The 25,121-nt window shown below is 47.8% G+C and carries 16 protein-coding genes and 1 pseudogene; 2 read left to right on the top strand and 15 right to left on the bottom strand.

All coding sequences use genetic code 11. From position 1 onward, the window contains the following. Window positions 1–4 precede the first annotated feature (4 nt). The gene (locus FKX92_RS11290) at window positions 5–3,115 is read right to left on the bottom strand and encodes a DNA polymerase III subunit alpha (RefSeq protein WP_316250859.1); all 3,111 of its coding nucleotides are present in this window, start codon (window positions 3,113–3,115) and stop codon (window positions 5–7) included. A gap of 180 nt (window positions 3,116–3,295) precedes the next feature. Here FKX92_RS11290 and FKX92_RS11285 point away from each other — a divergent pair, with 180 nt between their 5' ends. Continuing rightward, the gene (locus FKX92_RS11285) at window positions 3,296–4,003 is read left to right on the top strand and encodes an ABC transporter ATP-binding protein (RefSeq protein WP_049543055.1); all 708 of its coding nucleotides are present in this window, start codon (window positions 3,296–3,298) and stop codon (window positions 4,001–4,003) included. Window positions 4,004–4,017: 14 nt separating this feature from the next. Next, a complete protein-coding gene (locus FKX92_RS11280; protein WP_149566347.1) occupies window positions 4,018–4,851 on the top strand; it encodes a lantibiotic ABC transporter permease in 834 nt (277 codons plus the stop codon). 42 nt (window positions 4,852–4,893) lie between these two features. Here FKX92_RS11280 and FKX92_RS11275 read toward each other — a convergent pair whose 3' ends face one another. The 14 genes and pseudogenes from FKX92_RS11275 to FKX92_RS11210 form a co-directional block, all read right to left on the bottom strand. Continuing rightward, the gene (locus FKX92_RS11275; RefSeq protein ID WP_002897855.1) at window positions 4,894–5,589 is read right to left on the bottom strand and encodes an LrgB family protein; all 696 of its coding nucleotides are present in this window, start codon (window positions 5,587–5,589) and stop codon (window positions 4,894–4,896) included. Next, window positions 5,582–5,962, bottom strand: a complete 381-nt coding sequence (locus FKX92_RS11270; RefSeq protein WP_023916062.1) for a CidA/LrgA family protein — start codon at window positions 5,960–5,962, stop codon at window positions 5,582–5,584. The genes FKX92_RS11275 and FKX92_RS11270 overlap by 8 nt, the downstream gene beginning before the upstream one ends. Window positions 5,963–6,135: 173 nt before the next feature. Further along, window positions 6,136–6,357, bottom strand: a complete 222-nt coding sequence (asp5, locus tag FKX92_RS11265) for an accessory Sec system protein Asp5 (protein ID WP_149566346.1) — start codon at window positions 6,355–6,357, stop codon at window positions 6,136–6,138. Between the two features lies 1 nt (window position 6,358). Next, complete coding sequence (gene asp4 / locus FKX92_RS11260; protein ID WP_002897858.1) at window positions 6,359–6,541, bottom strand: accessory Sec system protein Asp4; 183 nt, start codon at window positions 6,539–6,541, stop codon at window positions 6,359–6,361. Further along, the gene (gene gtfB, locus FKX92_RS11255; RefSeq protein ID WP_149566345.1) at window positions 6,534–7,886 is read right to left on the bottom strand and encodes an accessory Sec system glycosylation chaperone GtfB; all 1,353 of its coding nucleotides are present in this window, start codon (window positions 7,884–7,886) and stop codon (window positions 6,534–6,536) included. The genes asp4 and gtfB overlap by 8 nt, the downstream gene beginning before the upstream one ends. Continuing rightward, window positions 7,870–9,390 carry an accessory Sec system glycosyltransferase GtfA gene (gene gtfA / locus FKX92_RS11250; RefSeq protein ID WP_149566344.1) on the bottom strand — a complete coding sequence of 507 codons (1,521 nt, stop codon included), beginning with the start codon at window positions 9,388–9,390 and terminating at the stop codon, window positions 7,870–7,872. Before gtfA ends, gtfB begins: the two co-directional genes overlap by 17 nt. Window positions 9,391–9,402: 12 nt before the next feature. Further along, entirely contained in the window at window positions 9,403–11,784 is a 2,382-nt protein-coding gene (secA2, locus tag FKX92_RS11245) for an accessory Sec system translocase SecA2 (RefSeq protein WP_149566343.1), read from the bottom strand. Beyond that, entirely contained in the window at window positions 11,777–12,256 is a 480-nt protein-coding gene (asp3, locus tag FKX92_RS11240; protein WP_002906887.1) for an accessory Sec system protein Asp3, read from the bottom strand. Before asp3 ends, secA2 begins: the two co-directional genes overlap by 8 nt. Further along, window positions 12,253–13,782: an accessory Sec system protein Asp2 gene (gene asp2 / locus FKX92_RS11235; protein ID WP_002906889.1), complete on the bottom strand. Its 1,530-nt coding sequence runs from the start codon at window positions 13,780–13,782 to the stop codon at window positions 12,253–12,255. Before asp2 ends, asp3 begins: the two co-directional genes overlap by 4 nt. Then, window positions 13,772–15,352 (bottom strand): accessory Sec system protein Asp1, encoded by a 1,581-nt coding sequence (asp1, locus tag FKX92_RS11230; RefSeq protein WP_149566342.1) that lies wholly within the window; start codon window positions 15,350–15,352, stop codon window positions 13,772–13,774. The genes asp2 and asp1 overlap by 11 nt, the downstream gene beginning before the upstream one ends. Before the next feature lie 8 nt (window positions 15,353–15,360). Then, complete coding sequence (gene secY2 / locus FKX92_RS11225; RefSeq protein WP_061592759.1) at window positions 15,361–16,584, bottom strand: accessory Sec system protein translocase subunit SecY2; 1,224 nt, start codon at window positions 16,582–16,584, stop codon at window positions 15,361–15,363. 32 nt (window positions 16,585–16,616) lie between these two features. After that, a complete protein-coding gene (locus tag FKX92_RS11220; RefSeq protein WP_149566341.1) occupies window positions 16,617–17,621 on the bottom strand; it encodes a sugar transferase in 1,005 nt (334 codons plus the stop codon). A gap of 16 nt (window positions 17,622–17,637) precedes the next feature. Further along, window positions 17,638–20,862 carry an SP_1767 family glycosyltransferase gene (locus FKX92_RS11215; protein WP_149566340.1) on the bottom strand — a complete coding sequence of 1,075 codons (3,225 nt, stop codon included), beginning with the start codon at window positions 20,860–20,862 and terminating at the stop codon, window positions 17,638–17,640. Window positions 20,863–21,208: 346 nt separating this feature from the next. Next, window positions 21,209–24,556: pseudogene (locus FKX92_RS11210) on the bottom strand (LPXTG cell wall anchor domain-containing protein); the annotation flags it as partial. Between the last annotated feature and the right edge of the window lie 565 nt (window positions 24,557–25,121).

The following is a 25,121-nucleotide window of genomic DNA, read 5'->3' as shown; positions in this document are numbered from 1 at the left end:
TTTTTTAACGAAAAATCGTTTTCATAGTATAATTCTTCAATTCCTCTTGTAGCTGCTCCGATTTCTCCACTCGAAAATGCGGTGCATACATGGTTCGCTTCTCATCTTCATAACGCAGGACAACCGGAATATTACCGGGGTATTTCTGCAAAATCTGAGATATTTCCCGATCATGTTCATGGCCCGCAAGCTTTATCCAGAAGCGTTCTGTAGTGGTTTCTTCGATATCTGACAAGACCAACTGTAAGCGTCCATCCCGTTCCTGCACCTTGCCGGTCAAGTAGTAAATCCCCTTCTCCTTAATACGTTCGGCCAACTGACGATAGGTATCAGGAAAAAGGGTAACATCCAGTTTTTTCTTCGTATCTGAAACCTGCAAGAAAGCCATATTCTCGCCCTTTTTGGTCCGGATAGTCTTAATAGACTGGACTTCAGCCAGAATCCTAGCTCTGCTATTTTCCGTCAAATCACTAATCCAGCTAAAGGGCTGGTCCGCTTCTTTGGCCAGTTTAACCAAGGGGTGATCGCTAAGCCCCACACCGATAATGCTCTGTTCCAGCTCAAACTTTTCAGCATCGCTGAAATCCTGAGCCTCTGTCCAAGAATAGGTCGTATCCGCAAAGAGACTGCCCAACTCATCCGAAAATACAAATAGATTAGGCAGGTTGGCTAGAATTTTTTGGCGATTTTTCTCAAAATTGTCAAAGAGCCCCAGCTGGATCAGAGGAGTCAGCAGTGGAATCTTATGGTAATTCTGAGGCAGGCGCAGAATAAAGTCTTCCACCCCAGTAAAGGTGGCATTTTGTCGCTCTTCTATAATCCAGTATGCCAAATCCCTAGGCAGGCCTTTGATATTTTTCATGCCTAAAAATATCTTCTTATCCTGAAACTTATCATGGTAGGGAATATTATTGATACTGAGGGGCGCTGTTTCAAAGTCAAAACTCAAAGCATCAGTGATATAGTCACTGCTAGAATAATTGAGCATGACATCAAAGAAAACATCTGGATAGTGAGCCTTGAAGTAAGCCAGCTGAAAGGCCAGAGCTGAGTATGCATAGGCGTGGCTGCGGTTAAAGCCATAGCCAGCAAACTTCTCCATAATAGCAAAGACTTCCTTGGCTTTGGTTTCCGAGTGACCAAGTTTGAGAGCACCTGCGACAAAGTCCTCCTGCATGCGGTGCATTTCAGCAGCACTTTTCTTACCCATTGCCCGCCGCAAAATATCGGCTTTCCCCAGACTAAAGCCACCAAAGCGCTGGGCTACCTGCATAACCTGCTCTTGGTAGAGCATGATACCATAAGTCGGAGCTAAAATATCAGCCAAACTGTCATCAATCAACTCCACCTGCTCCAGTCCATGTTTTCTCTTGACAAAATTGTCAATATAATCACTGGCTCCAGGACGATTGAGAGAGGTTGTGGCCACTACTTCCTCGAAGCAAACAGGCTGAACCCGCTTGAGCAGGCTGATAGCGCCCGGCTGCTCAAACTGGAAAATCCCCTTTGTCTGGCCCGCCGCAAAGAGTTTCAGAGTGCCTGCATCCTCCAAGTCAATGTCTGCAATCTCAATATCTACCTCATATTTTTTCAGTGTTGCTTCTTTCATCCGCTGGACAAAGGTCAGATTGCGCAAGCCCAGAAAGTCCATCTTGAGCAGACCGTTGCTCTCCACACCGTGGGCATCATATTGGGTAATATACATGTCCTCGCCGTATTTGAGCGGTATCTGATCAGTCAGGTCACTGTCGCTCATCACAACGCCAGCTGCATGGATAGAAGTCTGACGGGGATGACCTTCGATCTTTTTAGCAATATCAAAGGCTTTTTGATATTCCAGCTTACTATTGATAATCTGACGAAAGGCCATGTTTTTCTCATAAGCAGAGGTCAGACTATCTCCAAAACGGATTTTCTTTGTGATATTGGTCAGCTCATACTCTGGCAGACCGAAGCGCTTGAAAACATCGCGAATGGCCTGCTTAGCTCCGAAGGTCGAGTAGGTCACAATCTGAGCCGCATGCATGCTGCCATAACGGTCGCGAACATAGCGGATAAACTCCGGCCGGTAAACATCAGGAATATCGATATCAATATCGGGCATGGTATAGCGCTCTAGATTGAGAAAGCGCTCAAAGAGCAGGTTATTCTTGACTGGGTCAATCCCAGTAATCTCCAAAGCATAGGCCACCAGACTACCGACAGCAGATCCTCGGCCCATGCCCATATAGTAGCCCTGACTGCGACCAAAGCGCAGCAAATCCCAGACAATGAGAAAATAATCATCAAAGCCCATCTGATGAATGACAGCCAGCTCCTGGTCCAGTCGTTCCTGATAAAGTTTACCTGTTAGACCACGTTTTTTTAAGCCAGCTTCGGATCGCTCCCTCAACTCTTCCACGGCTGGTCGCTCCCGATTAAAGCGGGGCAGTTTCAGCTCCCTATTGATATCATAGTGAACATGACGGACTAGCTTCTCAAGATTAGACAGACTCTCTGGGAAAGTTTCCTTAAAAGCTCCTGCCAGAGCATCTGGTGCCAGCAAAAACTCATGATTGGGAAGGCTGCCAATCTCCCGCAGGCTGGCATTTTCTCGAATAGCTCGGAGCATCTGCAAGGTCTCCAAATCCCCCCTATCAAAATATCGGACAGTATGCAGGGGCAGGGTTGGCCGACCGAACTCCTGCTTGGGCGTTGCTGGAAAGACACCAACATAAAAATCCAACCCCAAATCCAGATCTGCTACTCCGTCAAAAGCAGGAACAATCACAGCCAATCCCTTAAAGAGATGCTGGAAATCCTCCCAGTTTTTTTGTCCCATCATCTTGAGAGTCGAGACTTTCATTAGATTGCGGTAGCCCTGACTGTCTAAGGCCAGCAGACGGAGATGAAGCTCCTTCTCTGCCTTGATCAGACTCAGATCCAAGCCTAAAAGCGGCTGCAGTCCCGCAGATTCGGCTTCCTCTAAGAAATGATAGGCTCCATAGAGATTGTCCACATCCATCATGCCCAGATGACTGTATCCTAACTCCTTAGCTTTTTGCACATATTTCTTTATCGGGATCAAGCTATCCATAAAACTGTAAACAGTCTTGGTATCAAGTTGTATCACCACATTTTTCTCCTTGAACATGCTTTGCTTCTTCTTATAACTATTATACCGCAATTCACTGAATGAGGGAAATAGGAGTTTGACTGAACAGAAAGATTCCATTCACCCTTTCCGGCTTTCTTTGCCATTTTCCTAAGGAAAAGGTATAATAATTGTAAATTGAAGAAAATAAAGGAGACATGTATGAATCAGTATCCTCTGGTCTATCTTGACCATGTCCATAAAAATTATGGCGACGCACCCGCCCTGTATGATGTGAGCCTAAACATCCAGCCCGGCAGAATCATCGGACTTCTAGGTCCTAATGGCAGTGGCAAGACAACTATTATCAAGCTTATCAATGGTCTCTTGCAGCCGACCTCTGGCCATATCTATCTAAAGGGCGTCAAACCTTCTCCTGATACCAAAAGAATCGTTTCCTATCTGCCAGATACGACTTATCTAAGCGACAGCTCTAAAGTAATCGAAGCTGTAAAATATTTCCAAGATTTTTATGATAATTTTGACAGCGCCAAAGCCATGCAGCTTCTAAAGGATCTTCATATCGATCCTCAAGCGCGCATTGGAAGCCTTTCAAAAGGTAACAAGGAAAAAATGCAGCTCATTCTGGTCATGAGCCGCCATGCGGAACTGTATATCCTAGACGAGCCTATCGGTGGTGTTGATCCGGCTGCTCGCGACTATATCCTGCAGACCATCATTCAAAACCGCACACCTCAGTCATCTGTCATCATTTCCACCCACTTGATCGCAGATATCGAGCCAATCTTGGATGAAGTAATCCTGATTAACCAAGGTCAGATCTTTTTGCATGACAATGCTAATCAGCTGCGTCAACAGTACAATCAATCCATTGATAATCTCTTCCGCAGCCAGTTTCGCTTTTATTAGGAGGGCTTCATTATATGTTTGGAAAACTGTTTAAATACGACTTTAAGTCTAATTACAAATGGTATTGTATCACCTTTGCCATTCTTCTCACTCTATCTATCTTCATGGGATTCATAGCTGGCAGCATCCTAAGACCTGAGGCAATGAATCGCTATAGTGAACATCCATTGTCTATTAGTGGTGTTATCATCACTTTCTATCTACTATTTCTCTTGCTGTTTTCTGCATCTTGCGCAGTCTTTCTATCCAATACCATCATTATTATCCGTCGATTTTATAAAAATGTCTTTGGGAGAGAAGGCTATCTGACTTGGACCTTGCCGGTCACCCCGCATCAGATTCTTCTGTCCAAGCTTCTTTCCGCATTTGTTTGGACCCTCTTGTGTATGCTGACCATGTTTATTAGTGGTTTAGTCATCTTTGGCATTGCTCTTCCCCTTGTAGGCTTTTCATTCAATGAGATTTTTAAATTTATAGACGGAATACAAAATTTCTGGCTATGGATTGTCAAATACGGCTTCCTTAATCTCCTTCAAATCCTTTCTGGTATCCTCTTCTTTTACCTAGCAATCTCAGTCGGACAGCTTTTCAAGAAGAATCGGATTATGATGGCTGTGCTCTTCGGATTTTTGATTTGGACTGTTCTGGCAATCTTGTCTCTCCTCTTGCCTAGTTCTTTTGATTCATATGGACTACTTAGTTTATATGATTATAGTCACTCCTCTTCGGACTTTGAACAGATGCTAGATGGTTTCATTATTATCCGAATCGTCTTTGAACTCGTCAAAATTTTCGGTTTCTATTTTACAATCTATGCCATTGTAAAAAACAAACTAAATCTGCAATAAGCAAAACAAGGTTGAAACAAAACGTTTCAACCTTGTTTATTTTTACTTCAGAATAATCGCTGCCACGATGGGGCTGACCAGAACGTACATGAGGCCGGTCACGCCAATCGCAAGTCCTGCCATAGCTCCTGCGACCTGGCCGTATTTAAAGGCGGTTCCCGTTCCTACCGCATGGCCGGTTCCACCTAAAGCAAGACCAATAGCTACCGGGTCTGTGATTTTTAAGAGCTTAAGAAGCGTTGGTCCTAATACACTGGTCAGAATGCCCGTCGCAACCACCACCACTAAGGTCACTGTAGCAAGACCTTGCAGCTTGTCTGTGATACCGACAGCCATGGCCGTTGTGACAGATTTCGGAAAAAGAGAAACAGCCAGAAAGAAATCCATGCCGAAAAATTTAGCCAGCAGAGCAGTGAAGCTGGTATTGACTACAACCGCCGCAAAGGTCCCAATCAAAATACTGCGTGCATGGTGCTTCATCAAATGAAAAGTCTTGTAAAGCGGAATCCCCAAAGCAACCGTAGATGGCACAATTAGGTTGTTTAAATAGGAGCCGCCGACATAGTAATCCTTGTAGGAAATACCGGTTAATTTTAAAAATGCAATAACCAAAACTGCTGCAATCAGCAACGGTGTTGTCAAAGGATGAGGAAATCTCCGAAAAATCAATAGACCGAACAGATAGGCCAAGATAGACAAGGCAAGGCCAAAGAGAGGGTTGCTCCATAAATCAGACATTGCTGGCGTCTCCTTCCTCATAATCTCCTTCAAAACGAGTCTTAATCAGCTGCACCACAACTGCAATCACACAGACATTGAGCACAATCGCTCCTAAAACAATCAAAATAATCGGCAGCAGATAAGGTGCAATGACCTGAAATTTATCCATGATACCAACTGCTGGAGGCAGAAAAAGAATGGTCATATTCGCCAAAAGAAAATTGCCAACCATACTGATATGGCGTAGGCGCAAGATCTTGAACTGCAGAGCTAAAAACAGCAAAACCAGACCTATGATACTGCCTGGAACAGGTAGGTGGAAAACACTTGAAATTCCTTCTCCAACGAGGGAAATCATAAAAATAATCATCAACTGAACGTATAATTTCATACCAAACCTCCATCACTTGTATATCCAGTTTACTCCTTTTCAGAAAAATATCAAGGTGCTTTCAGAAATTAAAACCTTTACATCCAAAATTTGCTTATAAAAATTCCCTCTATTGTCTGCAATAGAGGGTCATTCTTATTTAGCAGTCGTCTGAGTAGCTTCCTAGACAGATGCTAGATGGATTGAATCATAAAGAAAATCATGAGCACAATCACAGCAAGGCTTGCCAAAAGAACTAGGATTTTCTTTGCGAGGTGGGTTTCCCAGTAGCCTGACTTGCCGATTGATGTATTGATGTCTCTGTAAAATTGCTGGCTCTCTCTGGGAAGAAGACTAACCAGCAAAATCAAGACAAAGGCTGCTACAATGGTAAGTGTAATCAATATTGTTTGCATTTTATTTCCTCAAGGCTCCAATCAATGTAAAAATCAAGCCAATCAAGATCATCAAGCCCAAAGCGATGACAAAGGCCTTGTTGAGATTTTCACCCAAGCTAGCCTTTTCTTTCTTGGGCTTGCCATGCTTGAGCTCATCTAACCGTCCCTCAATATCCTTATGAAATAAATCTTTTTTAGCCATGCTGACCTCCTAATAAAGGTTGGAGAGTCTCCTGATAAAGACTGACGGGTACATCATTGGCATGCCGGCCTTGAGCTTGCAAGGCTGACCGCATCTGCTCAACACCAGATAAGGCTTCTTCCAAAGTTGATGCCAGTTGAGCTGGCTGGCTGCTGTCGAAAATATGCTGTTGGGCAATGTAGTGCCTGTCATGCAGGGTCTGCTCAAAACCTAGAATCAAGAGATTGTTCTCAAAAGCCTTGCGCACTGCCTGCAGGACCTGACCGCCGTGATTGATATCCAGATAAATGTCCGATTCCAAGTAGAGCTGCTCGATCTGCTTGAGACTGGCATTTTGATAAAGGACAACATTCTTATAGGACAGCATAGATAAGAGTTTAGGTGACATTTCCGTGAGGGCAGCAATGCGAAAGACTAGCTGCGGCAGGGACTGAACCAAGGTCTCTAAGCCTTCAATCTGATCCGAATGGGTCAGGATTAAGGCATCTTTTCGTAGGTAGTTGTCCCGCTTGAAGTCATAATGATAGCCCAGATGCAGGAACTTATGCTGCTGGTCAGCTGCAGCTAGACTCATGGCCTTTTCATAAGTCGCCAAGTCTGGAATGACAATGGTCTGCGCCCGCAGCTGACTATTTTCTAGAATCAGCTGCATATTGCCCGGAAGCTCGTCATACAGAGGTTCCTGCCAAAAAAGAATATCCTGGCCAGCTCGACCTGTCAAGCTGTGGGAAACCAGGAAAGAATAAGCCAGCGAATTAAAGAGAATGTGATCCAAGTCAAAGTCTAGCCGCTCTAAAAAGAAACGGATAAAATCCACTCGGCTTTTAAAAATCCGCAAGGGCTCTTGGTCCAGGGTCAGGATGATGTCACCGGTGGCGTGATTTTCCACGATACGCTCCTGACCATCAGTGCTGTAGTAGGTTGTGTTGAAAGCCTCCTGGCCTGATTTATAGGCTGTTTTGGCAAAGCAGCGGCCTTGCTTATTATAGCGCTCACTCAGTCGCAGCTGGCCTTTTTTATCCAGCCAATCTACCTGTTTGACCAGCCGGCCCTTGGCCTGACTTGCATAGTGAATCCGTGCCCTTTCTTCTCCCATGTCACTGACACGCGCCGCCTGATGGTCGCCTGTGATTTCCCAGAAAGGTGGCACTGGCACTTGATTGAAAAAGAGCGGGTGGTCTACTCCCTCTTCATCCCCTAAAAAATAAGTATAGGGGGAAATCATATCGTCCGGGAGAAAGCCATTGGCCTCAATGACAATGGTCGGACAGTCATAGCCAGCTGCAAGGAGGGAATCATGCAGATCCTGGGTTTCCTGATTGTAATAATCAAAGAGCTGAATCATCTCTGACCTCCTTTAAAAGCTGGGACCAAGCCGCTTCAACCCGGCTGGTCAAATAATTCTCGGCCACTTGATAAGAGTGTTGGCTCATCTCCTGCTGGCGTCCTTGGCTAAAGAGAGCTACTATTTTCTCCACAAAAGCAGCAATAATTTGGTCCTCGACCTGATTGGAACTGACCGGTATCAGATAACCATTTTTACCATCATCGATAAAAGTCTGATTGCCATAGCGGACATCAAAGCCAATAAGGGGCAGACCTGATCCAACCGCTTCCATAAGAGTCAAACCAAAGCCTTCGCTGGTTGAAGCCGTCAGATAAAGCTCATAGCCTGCATAAATCTGACTTAAATCTGCATGCCCTTTGAGCCGAATGTAGTCCTGAGCTCCTGCTTCCTCAATCCTGCGGCGCAATTTCTCCTCTTCGCCCCCCTTACCGTAAATATCCAGAGTCAGCTCAGGCAGCTGGGCATGGGCTTGGACAGTCGCTGCCACTAGCCAATCGATATGCTTTTCCGTAGCGAGACGCGAAGCCGTAATCATAGAGAAAGGCTTGCGAGGCTCTTTGGGATAAGTCAACTGGTCGAGACTCCCCACCGGTATGGTGACAATCTTGGGCTGCTTGTCCGAGTAATGCTGAAACTGCTGCTCTAGAATCGCTTTCTGAGCCTCTGTTGCCACGATGAAAAAGTCCACCTTGTCAGCATTGGTAAACTGGTAGTCATAGAAATTGTTCCAGAGAATGTAGTCGTCACTGCTGGCATTTTCACTAAAATGCTCCGCATGGACCACTACTCCCAGCTTAGCCTTCTGACTCTCCTCAAAGACAACCTGACCAATCCCAGTCTCCCTATCCAAGATAACTACATCATCTGCCTGCAGCTGCAAACACTGGAGAAAATAGCGAACCAGCTCAGCCTTGGAATAGAAAATCCGATCTGGAAAGCGATAGAGCTCTTCTTGACCATCCTCTATCAGCATGTCATAGGCCACACTGCCGTCTTCGTTGTAGAAACGGCGCTGGTAGAGGGTTGCGGCGTCATTGTGGGGCGCGAAATATTCACTGGCATAGCGGACATAGGAGAAATAATCCTTGCGAATCAATCTCCCCCGCGAGACATACTCCACATGCTCCACAAAGTCCTGATCTTCATGTCGCAGATAGCAAGTGATAAACTGATCATCCTGCGGATAGAAATAGCGGACAATCTTGCCCTCTCTCTCCGAGCGTTCCGGCTGACCTGCGACTTGAGCCAGCACCTGGTCCAGCGTAACCGTCGTCGGTGCAATCTTGATATCAGTAAAATAGTTATAAAGCCAGATAACTTCCTCATCCAGAAAACCAATATTTTCCGTCAGATGCTGGATATTATCCGCTAAAATCATATCCATAAAGATAAACTTAGCCGGCTGCTGGATCCTGCGCAGAAGCTGGGCCCGATAAGCTTGGGCGTATTCTACACCGCTGCTGGCCCAGCCGATGCCTAAGTTGATGTTATATACTGTCATATTCTCCTCGTCTTACGGGAAGTACATGATGACTTCTCCTTTAGGGTTGAGTGCCAATTCACTCATCAAAAGATTCTTGACAATCTGCTGCTTCATGCGCTCCTTCATATATTCAAATCCATCGTAAGCCTCTTGATAATATTCTACCAGAGGATTTTTCATAGAGAAATGCTGACCGCTCAAGGCTGTCTTAAGCTGTTGCAGATAGTCCACTTGCTCGACCCAGTTCTCATCAATAGCCTTGAGAACGGAGACCCGCTGAAAATGGGTAAAGAGCTTGTCAGACTTGAGATAGGCTTTCTTTACCTGCAATTCCTGCTCGGCAATATCCTGCAAGAGCTCTGCAATTTTCTCCGGCGAATAAATATCGAAATCATAAGGAATACGCTCAGCATGATAGCTGAAATGGTCTAAAATAAAGCGATAGAGGTCTGCCCGCGTCTCATAGGACTGCTCATAGGCCGCCTGATGAATGACCTGACTGAGGACACGGCTGATTTCTTCATCAATCCGCTCTTCAGCTTGAATCAAGCGATTGCGCTCAGCATAGGTAATCTCCCGCTGAATCTTCATACACTGGGCATATTCCAGCGTCATCCGACGGGACATCTTGGCACTGCTTTCGCTAGCTCTCTGGGCCTTAGCTACTAAGCGTCTAAAGCGGCGCTGTCCCAGCTGGACTGGATGCTGCTGAACTTCTTCAGTTGAATAGTCCTTGTAGAGCTTCTTGAGCCAATCTGGCCCCCACTTCCTGAGCAGATCATCCTCTAGCGAGATGAAAAACTTACTAATCCCCGGATCACCTTGGCGGCCTGAACGGCCACGAATCTGTAGGTCAATCCGCTGGTTCTCCATCCGCTCCGTACCAATCACCACGAGACCACCCAAATCAGCGACACCTGGTCCCAGCTTTATATCCGTACCGCGGCCGGCCATGGATGTCGCCACCGTCACTGCACCTTTCTGCCCAGACTCAGCGATGATTTGTGCCTCACGCGCCGCATTGTTGGCATTGAGCAGATTGTGGGCGATTCCTTCTCTCAGCAGTAGGGATGAGTAAATCTCTGACATCTCCACTGAGCCGGTGAAAATCAAGAGTGGATTGCCTTGAGCATGGTAGTGCTTGACCTCGTCCAATGAAGCAAAGACTTTTTCTGGCAGGGTCTGGTAAAGCTGGTCTGGTAAATCCTGCCGAATCACTGGCCGGTTGGTCGGGATCTTGATGACAGACATGGAGTAAGTCTCCATAAATTCGCTCTCCACCACCTTGCCGGTCCCGGTCATACCAGAGATTTTCCGGAAGAGCCGGAAGAGATTCTGATAGGTGATGGAAGCCATGGCCCGCGTTTCCTCCGTCAGCTTGACATGCTCCTTGGCCTCAATGGCCTGGTGCTGGCCTCCCTGAAGCCGGGTCATTTCCAGCAGACGGCCGGTTGCGCGGTCCAGAAGTACAACTTCTGCTTCTTTGTCACCCTGACGAACAACATAGTCCTTGTCCTTCTTGTAGAGCTTGTGAGCCCGCAAGGCTAGATTGAGGTGGCGGACCAACTCTTGATTTTCCTTAGAAAAAAGATGCTCCAAGTCAAGAAAAGACTCCGCTGCCAGAATACCTTTCGACGTCAGCCAGACTTCATTCTTCTCGTCATCGTAGTGGTAGTCCTCGTCTTCTTTCAAAGTCGTAATGAAGGTATCCATGATACTATAGAAGTTTGACTGAACCCGAGGAGCACCAGAGATAACCAAAGGCACCTGAGCGCTATCCAAGAGGATGGAGTCAATCTCGTCTATAATGACATAGTTGAAAGGACTAAGATATTGGCTATCCTTATTCTCTGCTAGATTTTCAATCAGATAGTCAAAGCCCAAGGCACTATTGGTCGTATAGACAATATCCGCCTGGTAAATCAGCCGCTTCTGCTTGGGCGTCAAATTTCCAGACCCATCAGCTACCACCGCTGCCTCAATAGTCAACCCAAGAAAACGATAGACCTGCCCCATTTCCTGAGCGTCCCGCAGGGCCAGATAGGTATTGGTGGTCACCAGCATAGCTCCTTGTCCAGACAGGGCATTAAGATAGAGCGGCATGGTAGCTGTCAGAGTCTTGCCCTCCCCTGTAGCCATCTCAGCGACATTGCCCTCATGGAGAACAATCGCCCCCATGACCTGCACATCGTAGGGAAACATGCCCAGCACCCGCTTGTCCGCTTCCCTCACCACAGCATAAGCCTCCGGCAGCAAGTCGTCTAAAGTCTCACCTGCGGTCAGTCTCTCCTTAAATTCCTGAGTTTTCTTTCGTAGGTCAGCGTCTGACAAGCCAGCCATTTCTGACTCAAAACTCTTGACTTTGGCTAAGATTTTCTTTAAGCGCTGAATTTGAAAATGATTTTTAATCATCAGACTCCTCTATGATTTGGTCAATGTTTAGGCAATGAAACTCCAAGGACTCAACTCCTGCACTCAGCAGCTGAACCTTATAGCTATAGGCTTCGTTTGGGTAGGTAAAGATCATACTCTCCGAACGCTCCACTTGATTGCTGATTTCTTTCTCATAGCGGTCAAAGAAGATGATTTTCAGAAAGACGCTGGATTCAGGATAGGTGGTCATATCTCTAGACAGGCAATAGCGAGCTCCCTTTTTGAGCAAGGGGAGAGCAGGCACCTGCCGGTCTCGCTGATAGTTCCATTTGGAAGACCATTCATGGATGGTCTGGCCGGAGGCCATCAGTTTATTTTCAAAAAATATATGTGAAGGGGAATGAATAATAAGGGTAGTGCCGTAAAGATAGGTAAAGTCAGTCATTTTACCAGCTGCCGAAACCCCTCTCAGCTCTCCCCAGTATATGCCCTTTCTTTTTTGAATCTTCATTTCTTTCTCCCAAATTCCTTTTCCAATATCATTCGATAATAATTCATAAACCAAGATATGGCTATAGTGGAGTCATCATTATGGCGTCCAGGGACACCTCTGCTAATCAGCTTAGCTTCGGTAAGATGAAGAGCCGCTACCAGGTCCTCATAGGCCGTCGGATCATAGTCTTCTTCCTTCATGTAGGCGATACCAAAGGTCGTCCGGCTGAAATCAGCCTTCTCAAACTTACGCCAGTAGCGTTGATTCAGCTCCTCTACATGCTCCTTATCTTTGCCACCTGTGTGACGGTGAAGGACATCTAGAGCCGTCGGAAAGACCTCGGGCAGGCGTAAACGACCACGTTGGGCAATAGTGCCTAGATTTCCCAAGGGCTTGGACAAAACAATAGCTCGCGGACGAAACTCTGATCCGTAATAAACCGCACCGTAAGTCCCCATAGACATGCCCGATAGGATCAAATCCCGCTCGGTAAAGCCCAGAAAGTCCAAATGCTCTTGGATAATCTTATGAATACTGCTCTCCAGCTCCTGACTGCCCAGATAAAACATACCGCCATCCACGCGCGGATCAGAAAACAAGAGAAAAGGACAGCCCAAACTGCGCATCATTCCAAAGCCCTCGAAGCCTTCCGCCCGACGGTAACCAGAGAAATAAACAGCCAAAGGTGGCTTCAAATCTCCCGGATAAAAGAAGTAATTAATCTCCTGACGGTGACTATCACGAAAAATCTTCCCGCCCAGAACATACTTACCAAACTCAAAGCGGGTCAGGCGCTGATGCAGAGCACCAACCTGAATCCGTCCCACTCCTCTAGCCTCTAAACTGACTCCCAGATAGGAGGTAAAGTCATTGTCCAGAACCATGGATTCCCGCATGTCCTCTTCTGCGAAAATAGTCTCGCGAGCGATGTCTGCAGTCGAACCTTCTTGGATATTATAGAGGCGCAGCCGCAGCTCACAGCTGCCTGACTTTTCATATTCAAGCCAGAGTTCAACTGGATTGAACTTGTTGGCTATAATATTGTATTTCCAAGACAGGATTGACTGAAAGTCCTGACCAAAGTCACCTTCCAGCTCTAGATTTTCATAGCCATTGTAGCAAATCTTCCCGTGAAATCCAGGGCTGACCACCATATCAAGCGGGGTCATCTTGTCACCATACTGGCCGGAAAAGAGAGACTTGGACAGCTTGCGGATAAGATCAGCTCGATCGCTCATATCCGTTGGCTGAGCGCAGTGACGCTTGAGGAAGTACTCAATATCCGCTTCCTGGGTTTCCTGTTCCCGATCATAGAAAACTGTATAAGGGATAATCTTGGCCTCAATCATAAACAAATCTGGGATCCGATGCAAATCGTCCACCAGAATCGCATCAAACTTGCCAATCTTATCCATCTCCATGACCTTTTTGATGGCTAGATTGGAGTTAGGAAAGAAATAATACCAGGCCATATTGTCTGGAATAGCAAGCTCCTTGCTCCAGTCGCTTGAGCCAATCTGTAAGATTTTCAGCTTATTTTGCATTCTCAGCCTCCTTGAGCCACTGCTCCCACCGGCCAATCAGCTCCAGACCAGTGTTATGATGGATTTTTTCAATGGAATAAATCAGGGCCTGGTTCCAATTTTTCAAACCTTCCAAGTAATAGTCTGCAGCAGTCGGAACATCAGAGATAGAGTCCAAGATATAGCCATTTTGCAGATGGGTCACATAATCCGAGCCCACCAGATTGATCTGCGGAATCCCGGCAGAAATCCCAGCAATTTGTGTATAGAGATTTGGCTGCTCACTCAGGTCGATGATTAAACGTGTATCATCCAGCTCCTGAATCAAGCTGAGCTCGTCCGTGATATTTTTAATGGTGAAACGGAGATCCTGCTCCTGATTTTCCAGCAGGGCATTCTCAGCCTGCTCACTGCGGCGGTAATTCTTGACAAATTCATATTGATTCAGATACTCATCAATAACCTCCTGTACCTTGGTCTCCACCTTTTGGATTCCTTCATGCCAGGCATTGTAAACACCGATAGTCAGCTCCGTATCCGGATGCTTGGCCACATAGTGGAGAACCTTGAAGATGGCATAGTCATTAAGCCCTTCTTCCAGATTAATCTGATAAAAAATCTTGGATTCACGACGGCGTTGGCTCTTGCCCAGCTGCAGACGAGTATCAAAAGGCGACAAGTAGTGCACCTTCTGAGCCTGTCTAGGCAGGTAGCGCTGAATAGCCTTCTTGAAATCCATACGATCAGTCAAGACTAAATCTGCCTGCTGCAAATCTGCTTCTAAAGCTGACCAATCCACTGTATGATTTCGCTCGTGGAAAAAGCTGAGAATGATTTGAACATTCTTGGGCAATAAGCGCAAAATGGCTTGAGTGTATAAGGGATGCGCTGCCAGGACGAACCGGCTGTCCGCTCCTGCATTGCGCTCGATATAATGGCCTAATTTCTCCAAGATTAAGTCTGGCATCCTCTCATACTCCAGCTTATCAAAGTCCAGTAAGTAAGCAGGGTTGACCTCTACCCGACCGTCGTCAGGCTTGAGATGCTCACGAATCCGCCAGTCACCATCCGGCTGTAGGTAGTCCTGATAAAGGGGCTGCCCCTCTTCATAGTAGGTAATACTGGAGACAAAGCCCCGATCATCAAAGATATAAAACTTCTCCAGTTGGTCATCCTTGAAAAACTTGATGAAGCTGATAAAGCCTTCTACTCCAAACTCGACATGGGCATAGAGCTGTCCCTGCCTGCGGACCATGACTAGAAAGGGCGTATAGACAAACTCGCAGTCTGGCTCCCAGTCCAGATCCTTGATTTGCAAGACCTGCATTTCTTTAGACTGGATTCCCTGAATCTCATCAAAGACCGAGTAATAGTCCGTCTCAAAAATATCCTGCCGATGCAAGAGATAGCGGGCATGTGGCATATAAGCTGGCAAAAGCAGCTGGACTGGCAGATTTTCACTTTGAAAAATCCGAATCTGATGAATCGAGTCATCAAACTCCAGTCGCTGCATAGAGCGGTACCAAGGGATAATATCCCGGTGCCAAATCCGATCCCCACTGCCACTCCATGAAGGAATAAAGTAATACATAGTTTCTCCTACAACAATGAACGATAACGGTCATTAAGCGTCAAGGCATCCACCTCGTCCTTAATAGAAAAGACCATCCCGATAAAAATCATAAAAATCCCCGGAATCATACTGAGCCGCAGATAGCGAATGTCCAGAAGCACCACTATCATGGGTAGGCCAGAAATCAGGATAAGATAGAAAGCCCCCACTAGTGCAAAATAGGTCACTAAACCATTTATATAGCGGCGGGTTGCTCCTCCCGGATAAACATTTTCAATATACTCTCCACTCTTTTGCATCCGCTCGGCAATCTGGTCGCCACTGATATTGATAAAGGCGAAGGCCAGCGCCAGGATGAAAATAGTCAACAGATAGAGGATAAACCAAGCTGGACTTCCCATAGACAGCGCTTCTATCCACTGCTCAATCAGCTGATTGTTCGGCTGAAGAAAGTGGATAATCAAAAGGAAATACTGGGGAATGCTGACCAAGGTCATAGCGTACATAATCGGCATCCCACCAGCAGGATTCAGACGAATATCCAGATAAGAGTATTTCTTGAAACGGTTATGGATATTGATCTTATTGACTGGAATTCGGTACTTAGACCGCTCAACTGTAACAGCCAGATAGAGAAAGACTAGACTGAAAACCAGCATCAAGGCTAGCCAAAGTGAAGAAATCTTCAGCTCCTGAATAGAGTTCCAAATATCCTGCGGAATGTAGGCAATCATGCTGGCCATGACAATCATGATGGAGCCGCCAAGTCCCATAGCAGCATTCAAATCCGTCAGCCAAATGAGAAAGTAAGTCCCAGCCATCAAGACCAAGGTATCTAAGACCATAATCGTAGTCATATCCACCCCACCTGCTTCTTGCAGGGGCAGATTTAGAACCAGTGCCACGGACTGAATCAAGGCAATGACCAAGGTCAGCAGCATCCGCCGCCTTTCCTGTACTTCCAGAGGGAGCTTGCTCAGGCCTAGGCGCTTGGACACAGCAAACATCTGCCAGATCAGCATAGAGGACATCCAAGGAGACAGGCCGACAGAAAAGAGCGACATACTGCGCAGATTTCCCCCCATCAGGGCTGTCGCATAGTTCAAGGTCGTAGAGGTTCCGTCCATAGCAGCTGCCTTACTCATATCGACGAAAGGCAGGGTCAGCTTGGTTCCCAAGACATAGATAAATAAGAAAAATAAGGTCCACAGAAACTTCTTGATAATGACTGGTTTAAAAAATGACTTCACACTGACTCCTCATGACGATGGCTGAAAAAGCTCTAAGATAAGACTTCCATCACCGCATCTACTAAGACTTTTTTGCTAAAATAACCTTCCTTGAGCAGGAAAGAGAACTTTCTAACCCGCTCGACCATAGCCTGATACTCCTCGGCAGTCAGACCTTCTACGATCCGACTGGCCTCTTCCAGACTGTCTACGACAAAGCCCAGACCGCGCTCGCGAATCAGCTCTGCATTGGACAGGTAAGAAGGGACGATGACCGGAATCCCAGCTGCCAGATAGGTGGCAGACTTATGAGAGATATTGAGACCGTAGTATTCCGGCTCGTCTGCTGGATTTTCCTCGACACCCCAGACCAGCCCCAGACCACCCTTGGACAGCTCCAAAAGCAACTCTGGCCGGCTGACCCAGCCGCGATAGCTGACATTGGCCTCTGGATTTGACTCTTCCTCAGGCGAAAAAATCTCCAGTGGCGTAGCATAAGACCAATTGATCAGATGCGGAAACCGCTCCACACTTCCCGCGAAATACAGCTTAGGCGCAAACTGAGGCTGGTGTAGGGGTAAATCATAGGGATGATCCCACATGCGCTGGACCAAAATCTTGTCCACCGTCAGCCCCTCTGCCACTAGCTTATCCCGCATCTGCTCAGAAGGCACGATGACCGCATCTGACTGATTGTACATATCGATATACTCCGGCATCAGATAGTAGTTTGACGGGAACATCAGCGGCGGTACATCATGGATAAAGGTAATCAGCTTGGCCTGCAAAATCTTCAGCTTGCTGATAAAGGCCTGGTCAAACTCCCGGCCATTCCAAGTCGGAGACTGATAGATAACCACATCGCCATAACCCACACTAGCCATGATGCCGTCCAGACGCCGACTGAGCTCCGACTGGCTGTCGCTGTAAATATCGTAAAAATAAAAACTCAGTTCATTAAAGCCCAGCTGCTTGGCGAGCTTGGTCACATCATTCTGGGCAATCAAGGCCGTACTCTGGCCAGACATACCGTATAGATTGGTAATATTAACTTTCATACTCTTTTTCTAATCTTCATTCCTGAGCCAGATTGGCAACAATCTGACTGTCATAAGCCTGGTCATCTCTAAACTCAATATCCTGATCAAAGTTGTGCTCAGCCGTATGCTTGTGCGACAGCTTGACCTTGTGGCTAGCTCCCATCTGGAACCACTCATACTCTGAGTCAATATGCCCAATATCCAGCGCTCGATAACCTTCCTGAACCAGATCATAGACCAAGACCTTGGCCGTCGGACCCAGCATGGTCAAAATCAGACGATTATCCGCTTGCTCTCGAACAGCCTGCTTGATGGCCTCCAGCTTGCTGTAGGCATTGCGCGAAGGACAGATAATCCGCTTGATGGATTTAGCCCCATCAAAGAGGTCATTGCCCACACCAGAGCGAGAAGTCAAGCCCTCTACGATCAAGAGGTCCTTGTCCTTCCATAGCTGCTTGAGCTTTGCAAAATAGCCCGCAGACGGCGTCTTATCTTCCAAGTCGATGTAAGGCCGGGAAATAAAAGTTGAGCCGTACCAAGGTGCTCGGCAAATATTTTTATATTTCTCAAGAAAATGTGGCAAATGATTTAGACTCCAAAAATTTTGGGCATCGATGGAATAGCGTTCCAGTCCTGTAAAGACATCGGGCAGACAAATCATCAAACGCTCATCGCTCTCCATAGACATAATCTCTCTCAAGCGCGCTGACAGTTCTGGATCAAAATCCTGATAGACGATACTACGGCCCGCAACCAAATCCATCTCCCCATCTCCAAAGCGAACTACTGAAGCACCTTTCTCCAAGAGATAATCCAGCGATTGGTCAATAGAGAGTACAGAAATCTGCCGCTCCTCAGGCTCGGCCAAGGCTAGTTTCTCAATAGCCTGCACCATGGCTTCAGGATTATCAGCTGGAAAGACTTCCTGCCCCTGCTGGCCATGGACTGTACTATCAAAGGCAAAGACTGGCTTGCCGGCAGACTTAAAGCGAGCAATAATGTCCCCTACCTCATCACCGGCATTGATATCCAGCAGCAGCTGAGACTTGGCTTCCAGCGACTCCAAGAGAGCCGGAATGCCCGCTATATCTGAACTGACGCTGACATTAGGATACTGGAGCAGACGCGTGATTGGCTCTGCTACCACTACCGGTGCAGCGATGTAGAAATGACAGGCAGGCAGGGCTTGAATCAGATAGTTGATATGCATCAGTTCACAAGAGTAGGTGTAGACTAGGCAGGACAGGCTTGAGCCATCTTCCCCTTCCACCATCTTTTGAGTCAGGGCTCCGACTGGCTCCTGCATATCCGACCAATCCAGTCCCTGATAGAACCACCAGACCTCACGATAGATAGACTGGGTGTACTCTTTCCAAGGCTTGCGCTCGGTCAGATAGTGAATCACAGGCGGATAGAGACCTTTTTCTGGCTCATAGTCCGAAAAAGTCGTGTGCAGCGTAATGCAGTTGTAAGCAAAAGGCAGCTCCATCCAGCGGTTTTCAAAGAGCATATTGAGAATGCTTTGGTCATCCTGAGTAACTTTATCATGTAAGTTATCAGTCATCTCAATCAATTGACCTGCTACATCATTTTCACGCCAATAGTCTACATTAATCAGTAAAACACCTGAATTAAAAATCTGCTCGCCAAAGTAAACTTCTCCACCCAAATCTCTTACCGCGCCAAGCGGATAGGAACCTAGATCAACTGCAAAAATGTCTGATAAATCACGTGTTACTACAATATCGCAATCCAAATAAAGGGCTTGATCTTCCTCTACAAAAGTAGCCGTAAAATATCTCAAAAAAACTGAATAATGGATATTTGTCTTATATTGACTAATATGACTGCCATCCACCCGAGCATTGACGATCTGGCAGTCCAGCTTGGCCAGCTTTTTTTGCATGCTGACAAACCACTCTGTTGGAAAGTCACTGTTGATGACATAAAACTTGATAAAGCGATTGTGGCAGACGATGGACTTAATGGTGGTTAAGACCTGCTCACTATAGGCAGCATTAGCAGCCAGCACCACAGCCCGAAAGGCCTGCGGCTTCTCTTTTTTCATCAGACTGCGCAGCTTTCTCACCATCTCCTGAGGGTGCTCATGGGGATAGACCAGTTCTTCCTTTTCATTTTTCTTAGTATTGTCAAAAGCCAGAACTGGCTTGCCAAGTGCCTTGAAACGACTACTCAGTTCATAGTGCTCGTTCCCATGGTGAATATCCAAATAGACCTGGCACTTATCAATGAGCTCATCCAGCACTGCATGGATAACCTGCGGATAGAGATGAATATTTTCATAGCGATCCAAAGAACGCAGATAATCTCCCATATCTGTGTAACAGGCTATATAAAAATGGACGCTAGGCAAGGACTGGGCTAAAAACTCTATCTGCTCTAGCTCCTGTACATCTGTCAGGAGCATGCAGTTCAGAGCTGCCTTCTCCCAACGGTCTTGCATCTCAAACTCTCCCCGATGATGGGCTGAAATCTCCGCCAAGCTCAAGGCATGAAAGTCCCACCAAAGCTGACGGTAGCGATAGCTAACTTCCGAGTTCCAAGGCTTGCGGAAGGTCGTATAGTGGATAATCAGAGGTTCCTGATCCAGCTCAAAATGACCATTCCAGCCGCTGTAAAAGGCCACTAAGTCATGGCCTACCTGCAGATTGTAAATCTTATCCAAGGGCAGCCAATCCTGAGCCAGCACATGATTTAAAACCGTCTGATCGCCGTTAAAATCCTCCATCTGGCCAGACTGAACCAAGCCCATGATGCGGTCCGTTTCCTTGATAAAGATCTCCTGCAGCTGCCTTTCTTTCCAAGCTAGATTATCAATTAGCAGAACGCCAGAGTTAAAGCCATAACCTCCAGCATCTCCAACCGCAGCCACAAGCTTTCCTTCCATAGGAATAGCAAATAAAGGCTGTAAATCTCTATTGACCACCAGATCGCTGTCCAGATAAAGGACACGGTCCTCTGCTACAAACTGCGGAATGAAATAGCGAGCATAGGCTGCTGAGCTGATATGGTCCTGAGTCAGCCACTCTGGACTGATCATCACTTGGTCCAAGCTGATATTAATTAGTTCACTATCCAGCTGCTCGGCCAGCTCATTAAATTCATGAAACCATTCGTCACTTAATCCTTGATTGAAAACATAGATTTTTGCATTTTTATTGTAATACAAAATCGACTTAATTGCAGTCGAAACTTGCTCTTGATAGGCCTGATCCCCAACTAAAACTATCGTTTTCATTTTCTCCCTTACTCTTTCATTTCATAAACTCTTAAACATCAATTCTATACTTGATATTATATAAAATATTGTCCAAAAAATCTATATTCTCAAGGATTTTCCTGCAGAATAAAGGACACTTTTTTTCTACTAAATTGTCAAAAAAACAGGAAGTTGTCAAAACTTCCTGTTTCTATAGCCTATCCGTTTATTTTTACCAGTCATTGGCATGGGATTTTTGCAAGCAAGCGCTAGAAATAATGTCATGATTTCCTTCATGGTTTGCTTTATCTACCACTTCCTAGAGTTCACTCACTGAGCAAACTATCAACAGACTGAAAGATAAACTGATTGGCTTTATTTACTGCTACTCCTCAGAGTCGCTTTTCTTTTTACGTCTCTTGAAGGCCAAGCCCAATGCTCCTAAGCCCAGAGCCAGGATGGAAGCCTTGCTCTCCGTTTCCCCTGTCTGTGGCAAACGACCTCTGGAAATCAGATCCAACTCAGACTGTCTTGCTGAAGCAGACAGACTTTCAGATGTGCTCTGACTAGCTGATAGGCTCGTAGACAGGCTTTCTGATACAGACTGACTGACACGGGCAAGCTCGCTGAGGCTGACCGCTGCTGACAGTGACTCACTTGTAGAAAGGCTGAGTGAGTAGAATTCCTTCTCATGAACCAGATCCAGCTGACTATGCAAGACTGATGTGCTAGTGCTCAGTGAAGTCGACTCGCTGATTGACTGAGAATCACTAATCGAAGCACTTTCTGAACCAGACAGACTAGCCGAAGCACTTGCGGATTCTGAAGCACTTACTGAAGCAGATATACTTGCCAACGCTAAGGCAGAAGCCTGAACTGAAGTCGATTCGCTGATTGATGCTGATTCACTTGCACTTACTGACGCATTCGTTGAAGCGGACTCGCTTGCACTTACGGACGCACTAGTCGACGCGGACGTGCTTGTACTTACGGACGCGCTGGTAGACGCGGACTCACTTGCTGATACGGATGCGCTCGTTGAAGCTGAGGTACTTGCAGACACTGATGCACTCGTCGACGCGGATTCACTTGCAGATACTGACGCGCTCGTGGACGCAGACGTACTTGCACTTACGGACGCACTAGTCGACGCGGACTCACTTGCTGATACGGATGCACTCGTTAAAGCTGAGGTACTTTCACTTACTGAGGCGCTAGTGGAAGCTGAGTCGCTCGCAGATACAGATGCACTGGTTGAGGCGGACGTACTTGCACTCACTGACGCACTCGTTGATGCCGATGTGCTTGCACTTACCGACGCGCTCGTGGAGGCCGATGTGCTTGCACTTACTGAGGCACTCGTTGAGGCGGACGTACTTGCACTCACTGACGCACTTGTCGATGCAGACGTGCTTGCACTCACTGACGCACTCGTTGAAGCGGACGTGCTTGCACTCACTGATGCGCTAGTAGACGCGGACGTACTTGCAGATACAGAGGCACTAGTTGACGCTGATTCACTCGCTTTCGCAGATGAACTAGTTGAAGCTGACTCACTTGCACTCACTGAGGCACTAGTTGACGCTGATGTACTTGCACTTACGGACGCGCTCGTCGATGCAGATTCACTCGCAGACACAGACGCGCTCGTTGATGCAGATGTGCTTGCTGATACAGATGCACTGGTTGAGGCTGACGTACTTGCGCTTACTGAGGCACTCGTTGATGCAGACGTACTTGCTGATACAGAGGCGCTCGTGGACGCTGAGGTACTTGCGCTGACTGATGCGCTCGTCGATGCGGACGTACTTGCACTTACTGATGCACTCGTCGACGCGGATGTACTTGCGGATACAGATGCGCTGGTAGACGCAGATGTGCTTGCTGAAACTGAGGCACTCGTCGACGCAGACGTACTTGCAGATACAGACGCACTTGTTGAAGCCGAGGTGCTGGCACTTACTGATGCACTCGTCGACGCGGACGTGCTTGCTGAAACTGACGCACTTGTCGAGGCGGACGTACTTGCGGATACCGACGCGCTCGTGGAAGCGGAGGTGCTTGCGCTGACTGACGCGCTCGTCGAGGCGGACGTGCTTGCTGAAACTGAGGCACTCGTGGAAGCAGACTCACTTGCACTTACTGATGCACTCGTCGAGGCAGATTCACTTGCTGATACGGATGCACTCGTGGAAGCGGACGTGCTGGCGCTGACTGACGCACTCGTGGACGCGGACGTGCTGGCACTTACCGACGCGCTCGTCGATGCGGACGTACTTGCGCTTACGGACGCACTTGTCGAGGCTGATTCACTCGCAGACACAGACGCACTCGTCGACGCTGAAGTACTTGCAGATACAGATGCGCTCGTTGATGCAGATGTGCTTGCAGATACTGACGCGCTCGTCGAGGCGGACGTGCTTGCACTTACTGACGCACTCGTTGAGGCTGAGGTGCTTGCAGATACTGACGCACTCGTGGACGCGGACGTACTTGCACTTACTGATGCACTCGTGGACGCGGACGTGCTTGCGGATACCGACGCACTGGTTGATGCTGAGGTACTTGCACTTACCGACGCGCTCGTTGAGGCTGAGGTGCTTGCGCTGACTGACGCGCTAGTAGACGCTGAGGTGCTTGCACTCACAGATGCACTCGTGGACGCGGACGTACTTGCTGATACAGATGCGCTCGTTGAAGCTGATGTACTTGCGCTTACTGACGCACTCGTTGAAGCTGATTCACTTGCACTCACTGACGCGCTCGTTGAGGCGGACGTACTTGCTGATACAGATGCGCTCGTCGATGCTGACGTGCTTGCACTCACTGACGTACTCGTCGACGCGGACGTGCTGGCACTCACTGATGCGCTAGTGGACGCGGACGTGCTGGCACTTACAGATGCACTAGTGGACGCGGACGTACTTGCAGATACTGACGCACTAGTGGACGCGGATGTACTTGCGCTTACTGACGCACTCGTTGAAGCGGACGTACTTGCGCTCACTGACGCACTCGTCGATGCTGACGTACTTGCACTCACTGACGCGCTCGTGGAGGCGGACGTACTTGCTGAAACTGACGCGCTCGTTGAGGCTGATTCACTTGCACTTACAGACGCACTCGTCGACGCTGACTCACTTGCACTTACGGATGCGCTCGTGGAAGCTGACGTACTGGCTGATACAGACGCGCTTGTCGACGCGGATGTACTTGCACTTACGGATGCACTGGTTGAAGCCGATTCGCTTGCGGATACAGACGCGCTCGTTGAAGCTGATGTACTTGCTGACACTGACGCACTTGTGGACGCCGATGTGCTGGCAGATACTGACGCGCTCGTTGAGGCGGACGTGCTTGCTGACACAGACGCACTTGTTGACGCGGATTCACTTGCGGATACTGATGCGCTTGTGGACGCTGACGTACTTGCGCTTACGGACGCGCTCGTTGAGGCGGACGTGCTTGCTGACACTGACGCACTCGTAGACGCTGACGTACTTGCGGATACGGACGCACTAGTCGAGGCGGACGTGCTGGCAGACACTGATGCGCTAGTCGAGGCTGAGGTACTTGCTGAAACTGACGCGCTCGTTGAGGCGGACGTGCTTGCTGACACTGACGCACTCGTAGACGCTGACGTACTTGCGGATACGGACGCACTAGTCGAGGCGGACGTGCTGGCAGACACTGATGCGCTAGTCGAGGCTGAGGTACTTGCTGAAACTGAAGCACTCGTCGATGCGGACGTACTTGCAGAAACTGACGCGCTCGTTGAAGCTGAGGTACTTGCTGAAACTGAAGCACTCGTCGATGCGGACGTACTTGCACTCACTGAAGCACTCGTCGATGCAGATGTACTTGCACTCACTGAAGCACTTGTCGACGCGGACGTACTTGCTGATACTGAAGCGCTAGTCGACGCTGACGTGCTGGCAGACACTGACGCGCTTGTGGACGCCGATGTGCTGGCAGATACTGACGCGCTCGTTGAGGCGGACGTGCTTGCTGACACAGACGCACTTGTTGACGCGGATTCACTTGCGGATACTGATGCGCTTGTGGACGCTGACGTACTTGCGCTTACGGACGCGCTCGTTGAGGCGGACGTGCTGGCAGACACTGACGCACTCGTAGACGCTGACGTACTTGCGGATACGGACGCACTAGTCGAGGCGGACGTACTTGCACTCACTGAAGCACTCGTTGAAGCGGACGTACTTGCTGAAACTGATGCACTCGTGGAGGCAGATTCACTTGCACTTACTGAGGCGCTCGTTGAAGCCGAAGTACTTGCA

This window comes from Streptococcus sanguinis (assembly GCF_008329445.1).
In the GTDB taxonomy this organism is placed as follows: domain Bacteria; phylum Bacillota; class Bacilli; order Lactobacillales; family Streptococcaceae; genus Streptococcus; species Streptococcus sanguinis_O.
The sequence above is the reverse complement of the archived record's forward strand: the minus strand, read 5'-3'. Positions and strand labels throughout refer to the sequence as shown.

Coding starts and splice junctions, on each gene's coding strand:
- FKX92_RS11285 (WP_049543055.1), top strand. CDS start 3,296: ATGAATCAGTATCCTCTGGTCTATCTTGACCATGTCCATAAAAATTAT.
- FKX92_RS11280 (WP_149566347.1), top strand. CDS start 4,018: ATGTTTGGAAAACTGTTTAAATACGACTTTAAGTCTAATTACAAATGG.
- FKX92_RS11275 (WP_002897855.1), bottom strand. CDS start 5,589: ATGTCTGATTTATGGAGCAACCCTCTCTTTGGCCTTGCCTTGTCTATC.
- FKX92_RS11270 (WP_023916062.1), bottom strand. CDS start 5,962: ATGAAATTATACGTTCAGTTGATGATTATTTTTATGATTTCCCTCGTT.
- asp5 (WP_149566346.1), bottom strand. CDS start 6,357: ATGCAAACAATATTGATTACACTTACCATTGTAGCAGCCTTTGTCTTG.
- asp4 (WP_002897858.1), bottom strand. CDS start 6,541: ATGGCTAAAAAAGATTTATTTCATAAGGATATTGAGGGACGGTTAGAT.
- gtfB (WP_149566345.1), bottom strand. CDS start 7,886: ATGATTCAGCTCTTTGATTATTACAATCAGGAAACCCAGGATCTGCAT.
- gtfA (WP_149566344.1), bottom strand. CDS start 9,390: ATGACAGTATATAACATCAACTTAGGCATCGGCTGGGCCAGCAGCGGT.
- secA2 (WP_149566343.1), bottom strand. CDS start 11,784: ATGATTAAAAATCATTTTCAAATTCAGCGCTTAAAGAAAATCTTAGCC.
- asp3 (WP_002906887.1), bottom strand. CDS start 12,256: ATGAAGATTCAAAAAAGAAAGGGCATATACTGGGGAGAGCTGAGAGGG.
- asp2 (WP_002906889.1), bottom strand. CDS start 13,782: ATGCAAAATAAGCTGAAAATCTTACAGATTGGCTCAAGCGACTGGAGC.
- asp1 (WP_149566342.1), bottom strand. CDS start 15,352: ATGTATTACTTTATTCCTTCATGGAGTGGCAGTGGGGATCGGATTTGG.
- FKX92_RS11220 (WP_149566341.1), bottom strand. CDS start 17,621: ATGAAAGTTAATATTACCAATCTATACGGTATGTCTGGCCAGAGTACG.
- FKX92_RS11215 (WP_149566340.1), bottom strand. CDS start 20,862: ATGAAAACGATAGTTTTAGTTGGGGATCAGGCCTATCAAGAGCAAGTT.